Consider the following 9,788-nt stretch of genomic DNA (forward strand, 5'->3'; position numbering starts at 1 on the left):
CCGGAGCGGGCCCCCGAAGGCGAGGAGTACAGTCCGCCGGTCCGCTTCACCCGACTCCCCCAGCGGGCCTCGCGCGACGGCGCCGGACCGCGCTATCACTGAGCTACAATGCCCGGGGCCAGTGGCCCCGGGCCTCATTGGATGAGCTCGCCCCGTCTACCGGCTTCGAAGAGCCGGTGCGAGACGAGATCATCAGAAACAGGATTCGTCGAGGCCTGGAGCCGCCATCACCTCACTCAGTCATCAGTGTGAGATGATGCGCTAAAGCAGAGGGTATCTGTCGTGGGGAGCAAGGAGCTACTTGGCGGCGGTGACAACCAGCTCCAGCAGCACGTTCTCGCCCAGGTCCGCTACCCCTAAAGTGGCCCTGGCCGGCAAGTGTTCCGGATCAAACCACTGAGTCCAGACGTCATTCATGCCCTTCTTGAGACCCAGATCGGCCACATAAGCCGTAGCCGAAACGATGCGCTCCTTGTTGGTTCCGGCTTCGGCGAGATAGCTCTCCAGCTTGTCCAACACCTGCCGTGTCTGGCCTGCCATGTCCAAGCTAAGATTATCAGCGATGATGCCACCGAAGAATACAAAACCATTGGCTGCAACGGCACGGTGCATGATGGGGGTACGAATGCTACGTTCGATCATGTGATCAACTCCTGTGATTGCCTGTTTACAGGCATGGTGTCGCCCTTTTCGGCATGCCGAAAGGAGAGCAAGATTGGTCATATAGCAAATCAGTGAATCAACCTGACGAGCGATAGTCCTGAAAGCGCGTGATGGAAAATGGCTTGATCGGGTAGGCAGGCTCCCGTCCCATAGCTAGGTCGGCGACGATTTCCCCAGAGATTGGGCTAAGTTGAAAGCCGTGAGCCGAGAAGCCGAAGGCGTGAATTACGCTCTCGGATGTACTGCTCGGACCCAATACTGGGATCTGGTCCGGCATGACGGCCTCTATCCCTGCCCAAGTGCGGACAATGCGTGCATCATGCATGAAGGGGAAGAGGCTCAATACGGTGTCGGCATTGTCCGCCAGTCCTGCCAGACGTGTCTCGGCGACCTGGCGTCGCGAATCGACTTCTCCCCGAACGCCTCCTCCGATCAGCACTGTGCCGTTTTCAAACTGCTTGAAAGAGAGGGGCCTGGACGTTGCCCCAATGACCGGGCCGAGAAATGGCTTCAGTCGCTCGGTAATCATCAGCATCGGCGCCTCGGCGGCGAGAGGTACCGGCTCGCCCAGCCATTGACAAAGCGTACCCGCCCAAGCACCAGCGCAGTTGATGAGGATATCGGCAGAGAAACGGTGGGGTCCCGCCTGAACCTTCCAGCCGCTGCCATGGGCCTCCAGGCCGGTGACAGCCAGGCCTTCTAAGAAGCTCACGCCCTGCCGTTGAGCCTGGCGTCGCCACGCTGTCACCGTACGATAGGGGTTGGCATAACCATCACCATCGCAGGCAAGTCCGCCAGGGCAGTGGGGAGACAGAGCCGGTACGCGCTTACGTAGCTCGTCGCGAGTGATGAGATACTCGTGGTCGAATCCCAGAGACCGGACCTGCCGCTCACGCTCAGCTAGCGTGTCCAGATCGGCGCCATTCTCGGCGACCTTGATCTGCCCCACCGGGCGAAAATCACAGTCGTCACCGACCACCTCGGCCATGCGTTGCCAGCGTTCCCAAGCCGCCATGGCCAAGGGGATCTCCGCAGGATGCCTGCCTAACCGTCGCACACCACCGGCGTTAACACCCGAGGCGTGCCGACCGGCATATTCCTTGTCGATCACCGTGACTCGATGACCGTGGGCACTGAGGTGGACAGCGGCACTACAACCATGGAGACCTGCCCCGACGATGACGATCCGGGCACTCATCCCGAAGCATCCTCAGCGGCTGTTGCCAGTTGCCCCAAGGTAATGGGTTTGAAGGGGGGGCGAAGGCGGTAGTAACCAGTCTCGGCAACGCTCTGCCCATTGGCATCGGCCAACAGCTCACTGACCGTCAGGCCACACATGCGACCCTGGCAGGGCCCCATGCCACACCGGGTGAATGACTTGGTCTGGTTGGGGCCACGACACCCCTGCTTGGCCATGCGGCGAACTTCACCGGCAGTAACCTCCTCGCAACGACACACCAGCGTATCGTCCTCAGGCAGCCGCCAATGCGCTGCCGGTCGGTAGAGGGCTTCAAGGAAAGGACGAATGGCTGTTTCTCGCGCCAAGTCACGACGCAGCCGTTTCACTTCCTCGTGGATCTTATCTTCACTCACACGACCGAGTGAAATGGCGGCTGCCAACCCTGCCAGCCTTCCCTGTATAGCCGAAGCCTTGGCACCCACGATGCCGCCGGCATCTCCAGCGACCGCGATCCCCTCAACATCTGTCGCCAACCAGGCGTCTCTTCGAGGCTGCCAAGCCAGCTGCCGCTCGTCCCAGTCATGAGTACAGTCGAGGGCCCGCGTGACCTGCGTGTTCGGCACTACCCCCTGATGAAGCAACAGCAGGGGTGTTGTCAGGCAATGCCACTCAGGATCGTTGCCGCATTGCCAGCGGATTCGTTCCAGTCGGCCTTCGCCTTCGGCTTCCAGAGCCGTCACATGCCGAACATGCCTGACGCCTGCACGTCGCAGTTCGGCCAATAGCCCCAAGCCCTTGAGCAGGGTCCGCGGATTCCGCAATGCACCGGGCAATAGCGGGAGTGCGTCCCGGTATTGCCCCGCCGGCGTGGTATCGAGCAAAGCAGCAATGGGAATACCGGCGCGCAAATATTGCACGGCCAGCAGTAACAGAAGTGGCCCACAGCCAGCGAGCACAACCGGTGCCGAGGGCGCCAAGCCAGCACTCTTAAGCAGGATCTGACCGCTTCCGGCAGTCATGACCCCAGGCAAAGTCCAGCCCGGGATCGGGAAGGGGCGCTCCATGGCACCATGGGCGAGAATGACGTGGCGGGCTCGCAGCATTGATGTTTGCTCACCCTGGAGGAGCCCGACCTCGAGTCGCCGGGTGAGCTGCCAAAGGGTAGTGCCAGGACGATAGTCGATGCGCGGATCATCCAGTCCATCTACCAGCTCCTTACCATGCCAGTAGTCATCACCAAGAATTCGCCGTTCCTTGAGAGGTGTCGACTCAATTGAACGATAGATCTGTCCGCCAGCTGCCGGCTGCTCATCGACCACCACCGAGGTGAGGCCATGGGCCACGGCAGTGGCGGCAGCGGCCATACCGGCAGGCCCGCTGCCGAGTATCACTAGGTCATGAGTCGTCATCAGCCGAGTCTCCTTGCGCCGTGTTGCGAACGGATCTGCATGCCGTCCTTCACAAGGACTTGGCACCCCTGGACATTGGGAATGTCGTCCACCTCGACCAGACACTCGAAACAGACCCCCATCATGCAGTAGGGTCCCCTCGGGGATCCGCTCACCGGCGTGGTACGGCATGCCTCGACACCGGCCGAGAACAGCGCCGCTGCAATGGTATCGCCATCCTGGGCAGTGACCTGCCGGCCATCGAAGTACACGATCACTGTCTTCTGTGCAGATGCATCAGGCAGGGATAACCGTTTGAACATCGAATCTCTCCGCGGTGAAAGGGGCTATTTCGCTGGGCAAGGAGTCACCAGCGATCCAGGGGGCAAGGCGTTTGGCATGGGCTGCAGCCAAGGTCACACCGCTATGGCAGCAGGCCACGAATGCGCCTGGGTGGGAGAGCGAGGCCTGATAGAGTGGATAGCCATCCGGTGTCATCACGCGCAACGCACCCCAGGTACGTACTACCCGCGTATTGGCCAGCGCTGGCAGGGCACGCACGGCCCGCTGGGCGATATGCGACAGCACAGGGGTCTCGGTGCCTTCGTCAAAACCGACATCTTCGTGGGAATCCCCCATCAAGATTGAACCTTCCCCCGTCTGGCGAAGATACGTGGTCGGAAGATTCAGCAGGGGGCGCATGCGTTCAGTGACCAAGATCTCGCCTCGATTGGGTATCAATGGAGCATGCAGCCCAACCTGAGGCGCCAGGTGGCGGTTCCCGAGACCGGCGGCGAGCACCACGCGTTCCGCCTGGACTCGCTCCCCTTCACGCTCTATCACGAAGCTGTCCCCGTTCTGATGCACTCGGTGAACCTTGCTGCCGGGAAGGAAAGTTCCGCCGCAGCGAAGAAAACCGGCATGCAACCCGCGTAGCAGATAAAGCGGATTGGCATGTCCGTCCCAGCGCGACCAGGAGGCTCCCGTGACACTCTCCCCGATTTCCGGAATCATCTCGCGTAGCTGTTCGTGATCGAGCATGGCGAAATCGAACTGCCCGCCAGTCGCCTTGACCAGCGAGGTCAGATCAGCCTGCCGCAGCTCCATTTCCTTCTGGCTGTAGCAAAGATGCACACCTCCCGGCGCTTGGTGCTGAGTTGCCACCTCAGTGAGCTCCCAGAGTTCTTCCGAGAGACTGGGCCACAGGGATGCAGAGCTCATGCTCCACTGTGAATAACTTGGGATTTCAAGCCCCTTCCCTTGGACCCAGACCAGCCCGAAGTTGCCTCGAGAGGCCCGATAGGCAACATCACCCTCATCGAGCACAGCGACTCGGTGGCCGGCCTTAGCCAGGCCATAGGCAATAGCACTGCCCACTAGTCCGCCCCCGACGACAGCAAAATCATAGGTTTTCATATGATCTCTTCATCCCTTGCCGATCAGGACTTTGTCGAGTCCATAGATGCGGTCCAGTATTAGAACCAAGAGGGCTGTCAGCACGATCAGCACGGTCGAGACAGAGGTAATCAGCGGGTCGATGGTGTGAGCGATATGGTTGTACATCTGGACAGGCAGCGTCGTCGTGCTGGGAGACGCAACGAAAATCGTCATCGACAGCTCATCGAAGCTGGTGGTGAAAGCGAGAATCCAGCCGCCAGCAACGCCAGGTAAGATAATCGGCATGGTGACACGCCTAAACACTGTCCATTGACTGGCGCCCAGTGACAGCGCAGCCTGTTCGACCCGGCGGTCCATGCCGAATACCGAAGCCATCACCAGGCGCATGGTGTACGGCATGATGATGATCACGTGGGCCGCCACCAAGGCGTAGAAACTGCCATAGACACCGATCCGCGAGAAAAAGCTGAGAAAGGCCACACCCAGCACCACATGTGGAATCATCAGCGGTGAAAGGAATAGGCTTACTAGCGCCTCCCGCCCCCGAAATTGGTAGCGAGCGATGGCCAGGGCAGCAGGCACAGCGAGTACAGCAGAAACGCTGGCGGCGCCGATGCCAAGATAGAGGCTATTCCAGAATGCCTGAATAAAGCTGCGGTTCTCGAGAATGGCCCGGAACCACCTGAGCGAGAAGCCATCCGTGGGATACGAGATATAACCGTTCGGGGTGAAAGCGACCAGCATTACAACGACAAGCGGTGCCATCAGGAAGATCACGAAAAATGTGTGAAAGCACAGGGCCAGTTTTCCATTGTTTTGCATATGAGTGTCTCCTTCTAGCCCAATGTCCGGCGGAAGCGCCGTTCCATCATGCGGTTGTAACTCATCACCACGACCACATTCGCAATCAGTAGAATCACTGCAATGGAAGCACCGAGGGGCCAGTTCATGGTGTTGAGATATTCGTCATAAGCTGCGGTAGCAGCGACTTTTAGCCTTCGCCCGCCGAGTATCGCCGGAGTGGCAAAGGCGCTGGCGGCCAGAGCGAATACAATCAAACTTCCGGAGAGTATGCCGGGCATGATCTGCGGCACTACGACTCGACGAAAGACCGTGATGTGACTGGAACCGAGCGACAATGCCGCATGCTCCACGGAAGGATCGAGCTTCTGCAAGGCAGCCCATACCGAGATCACCATAAAGGGCACTAGCACGTGAACCAGCGCCAGAATGATGCCGGTATGGGTATACATAAGGTTACCCGCACTGGCGTCGGCAATGCCCAAGGCTTCCAGTGATTTGCCCAGCAAACCATTACCACCGATGAGCAGTACCCAGCCCAAGGTGCGCACTACCACTGAGATAAGCAGTGGCGTCAAAGTTACAACAAGGAACAGTGACCGCCATGGGCTACGCATTCTTGAGAGGATATAAGCTTCTGGCACACCGATGGCTATGCACAGCACCACTACAGCTATGCTAATGGCGTAGGTTCGAAAGAATATTTCGTGGAAGTAGTCGTCCTTAATGACCTCAATGTAATTCGCAAAACTAAAGGTAGCAATGATTCCTTCGGCATAATCGAAACTATTGAAACTGAGCACTAGGGTCATCAACAACGGCATGCCCAGCAGCATCAGGAAGAATATCGCCCCAGGAGCGCTCAATAACCATGGAATCAGCGACTTTGGAAGGAACCGTGGAGTCGTCGACGGAAGAGTTGATGCAAGTTCAGCCATGGACCTTCTCCTCAAGTAGCCGAATGGCACCGGGAGACCAACTGACACCTACATCATCACCTACCGCGACACCCCGTTTCCCTAGGTTGGGCTGCGTAATGAATAACTCACCGGCACTGCTATCGATCTGATAGAGCCAGTGGTTACCAAGGAACAACCGTGTCTTCACCCGGCCCTTGAGCTTGCCGCTCGCGCAATCCGTCAATTCGAGCTTCTCTGGACGAATGGAGATCTGTACCTGGTTGCTGGTACGAGGACCATCGAGGGTAAGCTCGAGAGTCGCATCACCTAAGCGTATGGCTGTCTGGTCGCCTTGCCTCTTCCCGATCAAACCAGTAAGAAGGTTAGTCTTGCCGACGAATGAGCTGACGAAGGCATCACTAGGCCGCTCATAGGCATTGAAAGGCTCATCGACTTGCACCACGCGCCCTTGGTTCATGACAACGACACGATCACTCAGAGAAAGGGCTTCGGACTGGTCATGGGTGACCATAAGCGTGGTCGTACCGACTTGCTGTTGAATATTGCGGAGCTCAATCTGCATGTCCTCGCGAAGCTTGGCATCGAGGTTGGACAGCGGCTCATCGAGTAGCAAGAGCGGAGGTTGAATCACGAGGGCACGTGCAAGTGCCACGCGTTGACGCTGTCCACCGGAGAGCTCCCTAGGGTAGCGGTCCTTAAGCTGGTCGAGATGGACAAGTTCCAGTACCTCACCCACCCGCTGCCGGCTTTCGGCTGCAGGGACACGCCGCATTTCCAGCCCGAAGCGCACGTTCTCAACCACCGTCATGTGCGGGAAAAGGGCATAGGACTGGAAAACGATCCCAATACCTCTCTCATTCGGCTTGCGGTGAGTGATGTCTTCACCATCCATGAGGATACGACCCCGGGTTGGCTCTACGAACCCGGCGATCATCTGGAGGGTGGTAGTCTTGCCGCAGCCGGAGGGTCCAAGAAGTGAGACGAACTCCCCTTTCTCGATCTCCAGTGTAATATCTTCAGCGGCAGTGGTGCGCCCATAGCATTTGGTTAATGACGTCAGGCTCAGGTAGCTCATGGTAGGACTCTCCCAAACCCCTGCCTGGCAGATATTGGCAGGCAGGGGTCACCAGTCATGGAATTGATGGGTTGACTTGAATCAACGCTCGACGCGACGATTCCAGCGGTTTGTCCATTCCATGCGCTGTGGATTAATTGTGTCCCAATCCACTGAGGTCAGGTGATCGATACGGTCACCGTAAGGCAGGCTCGCCGCCAATTCATCATCGAGCTCGGTGTATCGATTTGATGGGCCCCAGCCCTGAGTGTCTGCGAGGATAGCCTGGATCTCAGGAGAGAGAAGGTGCGCCATGAAAGCCCTGGAGAGTTCATCTTCCCCACTGCCATCAACAATGCACCCTGCAACCATCAACGCAACTGCTCCCTCTTCAGGATAGGCAAATTTCACTGGAAACCCGGTATCTGCCAGTGCCTGAACACGCCCACTCCCCCAAACCGAAAGTGCAATCTCCTCATTCTGGAAAAGCTGTGACATTCCACCTGCAGAGGTTTCGAAGCTGAGGATATTCGGAACGACTGAATCCTGAATGTATTCGAATCCCGGGTCGATATCGTCCTCTCCCCCACCATTTAGCCTGGCAGCCATAACCAAGGTATGCAGCCCATAGGTGTTGCTAACCGAAGGAACAACAATTTTCCCCTGGAATTTTTCGTCGGCCAGGTCACGCCACGAAGAGGGTGACTCCCATCCGTTTCGCTCAAACATTTCAGCGTTGTAGGCAAAACCAGATGCCACCACGCCCACGCCTACGGCATTGTCATTCGGAAAGCGGGCAATATCATAAACATCGTCCAGCGCCTCCAAGCCGTTCATTGGTGCGCAAAACCCTAGATTCACAGCCTGATACATTGGTCCATCATCGAGCAGTACAACGTTAAGCTCCTGCTGGCCCGCCTGGGCTTGGAGTCGCGCCAAGGTGTCAGTGGAATTACCGGCAACGTATACGATATCGACATCATGCTTTTCTTTAAAGGCAGGAATAATGGATTCCTTCATCGCATATTCCGATGAGCCACCATAAGCGCCTATATACAGGGTATCTGCCTGTACTGATGCTGATGCAAGTCCAATCACGCCAGTCATGGATGCAGTGAGTAGTACCCGTCTATTCATGCTTGGGATCCTTGGGTTTGTTTTTATAAAAGTCAGTCAATATCGACAGTGCCAAAGCTCATTCATGATTGCTGCGCTGCCATATCGACACCACGACTTAGAAGCTAGCACTTCGAGGCTATGCAAACTAATGCCATTTTTTGCCCACCCTATTCGCTGATGTTATAGGAAGAATCGCCTTCGGCTTCGATCAACCGCTGGAGCTGGATCTTGGCATCCTCCAGGAATTCCATTGCCAGGCGTGCCGGAGGACGATAGGCGGGAAGGACTGCGCTGTAATGAAAATCGATCGCAGGAAGAAAAGGTTTCGATACCAACCCTTGCTTGGAGTAAAAACTTGCCGTCACGGGATCGATCAACGACACACCGGCCCCCGCTTTCACCAGCTCGCACGCTACGCTGGACAGCTGTGTCTCTATGCGCATGCGCCGTTTGACACCCGCTGCATGAAAGGCTTGATCGATGAGCGGCCTGACATCCTGTAGCTGGCCCAAGGAAACGAATGGCTGATCCTCCAAGTCCTGGATATGTATCACCCGCTTCTTAGCCAAGGGGTGAGATGGCTGCATCATCAGCCGAAGGTAGCCTGTTGCCAGGGGTAAGATGGTTACTGCCGGATCTTCGATGTGCATGCCGATGAACCCCAGGTCGCACTGCTGAGTTCCGACCCACTCCAGGACCCGCTGAGAGCTATGTGCCTGAAGCGAGATGGTTATGCCCGGATGCCGTGCAGAAAAGTCATGGACCATGCTCGGAAGTACGCTCAATGCCAATGCAGGCATGCAGCTAATAAGCAGTCGGCCGGTGCGGAACTCGCGGATTTCTCTTGCGGTTTCAGTGATTTTATCGAGCCCCACGAAGGCTCTCTCGACATCTTCATAGAGCGCCTGCGCTTCTGGAGTCGGGACCAGTCGCCCCTTGTCTCGCTTGAACAAGGAAAAACCCACGTGATATTCGAGGTCGGCGATGAGCCGGCTCACGGCAGGCTGTGAGACGTGAAGCGTCTGAGCAGCACGGGTCACGGTCTTATGCACCATGACTGCCCGGAAAGCTTCGATCTGACGGAGGTTGACCATCTTGTTTCTCTATAGCTTTGAAAGGGGTGTTATTACTCAATATACTTTTCAAAAAATGGCACTTCACTCTTGAGATGCCTTCGCCCACTACCCCCATGTGGCCTTCGCCTTCCCCTCGTCGTCCCCCAACCCCTATTCGCGGGCGTATCCGCTGCTCAACTACCGGGAGCT

The 9,788-nt window shown here is 57.2% G+C and carries 10 protein-coding genes; all 10 read right to left on the reverse strand.

Going from position 1 to position 9,788, the window contains the following annotated elements; all coding sequences use genetic code 11:
* Nucleotides 1–297: 297 nt before the first annotated feature.
* The 10 genes from QLQ85_RS00355 to QLQ85_RS00400 all read right to left on the reverse strand — a co-directional run bounded on the left by QLQ85_RS00355 (nucleotide 298) and on the right by QLQ85_RS00400 (nucleotide 9,617).
* Nucleotides 298–642 (reverse strand): RidA family protein, encoded by a 345-nt coding sequence (locus tag QLQ85_RS00355; RefSeq protein ID WP_282737201.1) that lies wholly within the window; start codon nucleotides 640–642, stop codon nucleotides 298–300.
* Nucleotides 643–739: 97 nt separating this feature from the next.
* A complete protein-coding gene (locus QLQ85_RS00360; RefSeq protein ID WP_282737202.1) occupies nucleotides 740–1,861 on the reverse strand; it encodes an NAD(P)/FAD-dependent oxidoreductase in 1,122 nt (373 codons plus the stop codon).
* The gene (locus QLQ85_RS00365) at nucleotides 1,858–3,252 is read right to left on the reverse strand and encodes an FAD/NAD(P)-dependent oxidoreductase (protein WP_282737203.1); all 1,395 of its coding nucleotides are present in this window, start codon (nucleotides 3,250–3,252) and stop codon (nucleotides 1,858–1,860) included. The genes QLQ85_RS00360 and QLQ85_RS00365 overlap by 4 nt, the downstream gene beginning before the upstream one ends.
* On the reverse strand, nucleotides 3,252–3,554 hold the full coding sequence (locus tag QLQ85_RS00370; RefSeq protein ID WP_282737204.1) for a (2Fe-2S)-binding protein: 303 nt from the start codon (nucleotides 3,552–3,554) through the stop codon (nucleotides 3,252–3,254). Before QLQ85_RS00370 ends, QLQ85_RS00365 begins: the two co-directional genes overlap by 1 nt.
* Complete coding sequence (locus tag QLQ85_RS00375; RefSeq protein ID WP_282737205.1) at nucleotides 3,529–4,647, reverse strand: NAD(P)/FAD-dependent oxidoreductase; 1,119 nt, start codon at nucleotides 4,645–4,647, stop codon at nucleotides 3,529–3,531. The genes QLQ85_RS00370 and QLQ85_RS00375 overlap by 26 nt, the downstream gene beginning before the upstream one ends.
* Before the next feature lie 9 nt (nucleotides 4,648–4,656).
* On the reverse strand, nucleotides 4,657–5,451 hold the full coding sequence (locus tag QLQ85_RS00380; RefSeq protein ID WP_282737206.1) for an ABC transporter permease: 795 nt from the start codon (nucleotides 5,449–5,451) through the stop codon (nucleotides 4,657–4,659).
* 14 nt (nucleotides 5,452–5,465) lie between these two features.
* A complete protein-coding gene (locus QLQ85_RS00385; RefSeq protein WP_282737207.1) occupies nucleotides 5,466–6,368 on the reverse strand; it encodes an ABC transporter permease in 903 nt (300 codons plus the stop codon).
* Nucleotides 6,361–7,425 (reverse strand): ABC transporter ATP-binding protein, encoded by a 1,065-nt coding sequence (locus tag QLQ85_RS00390; RefSeq protein WP_282737208.1) that lies wholly within the window; start codon nucleotides 7,423–7,425, stop codon nucleotides 6,361–6,363. The genes QLQ85_RS00385 and QLQ85_RS00390 overlap by 8 nt, the downstream gene beginning before the upstream one ends.
* A gap of 81 nt (nucleotides 7,426–7,506) precedes the next feature.
* Nucleotides 7,507–8,541 carry an ABC transporter substrate-binding protein gene (locus tag QLQ85_RS00395; protein ID WP_282737209.1) on the reverse strand — a complete coding sequence of 345 codons (1,035 nt, stop codon included), beginning with the start codon at nucleotides 8,539–8,541 and terminating at the stop codon, nucleotides 7,507–7,509.
* Between the two features lie 149 nt (nucleotides 8,542–8,690).
* Complete coding sequence (locus QLQ85_RS00400; RefSeq protein WP_282737210.1) at nucleotides 8,691–9,617, reverse strand: LysR substrate-binding domain-containing protein; 927 nt, start codon at nucleotides 9,615–9,617, stop codon at nucleotides 8,691–8,693.
* Nucleotides 9,618–9,788: the final 171 nt, after the last annotated feature.

The sequence above is a fragment of the Halomonas kalidii genome (genome assembly GCF_030010475.1).
GTDB lineage: Bacteria > Pseudomonadota > Gammaproteobacteria > Pseudomonadales > Halomonadaceae > Halomonas > Halomonas heilongjiangensis.

Coding starts and splice junctions, on each gene's coding strand:
- QLQ85_RS00380 (WP_282737206.1), bottom strand. CDS start 5,451: ATGCAAAACAATGGAAAACTGGCCCTGTGCTTTCACACATTTTTCGTG.
- QLQ85_RS00395 (WP_282737209.1), bottom strand. CDS start 8,541: ATGAATAGACGGGTACTACTCACTGCATCCATGACTGGCGTGATTGGA.
- QLQ85_RS00365 (WP_282737203.1), bottom strand. CDS start 3,252: ATGACGACTCATGACCTAGTGATACTCGGCAGCGGGCCTGCCGGTATG.
- QLQ85_RS00400 (WP_282737210.1), bottom strand. CDS start 9,617: ATGGTCAACCTCCGTCAGATCGAAGCTTTCCGGGCAGTCATGGTGCAT.
- QLQ85_RS00375 (WP_282737205.1), bottom strand. CDS start 4,647: ATGAAAACCTATGATTTTGCTGTCGTCGGGGGCGGACTAGTGGGCAGT.
- QLQ85_RS00355 (WP_282737201.1), bottom strand. CDS start 642: ATGATCGAACGTAGCATTCGTACCCCCATCATGCACCGTGCCGTTGCA.
- QLQ85_RS00370 (WP_282737204.1), bottom strand. CDS start 3,554: ATGTTCAAACGGTTATCCCTGCCTGATGCATCTGCACAGAAGACAGTG.
- QLQ85_RS00385 (WP_282737207.1), bottom strand. CDS start 6,368: ATGGCTGAACTTGCATCAACTCTTCCGTCGACGACTCCACGGTTCCTT.
- QLQ85_RS00360 (WP_282737202.1), bottom strand. CDS start 1,861: ATGAGTGCCCGGATCGTCATCGTCGGGGCAGGTCTCCATGGTTGTAGT.
- QLQ85_RS00390 (WP_282737208.1), bottom strand. CDS start 7,425: ATGAGCTACCTGAGCCTGACGTCATTAACCAAATGCTATGGGCGCACC.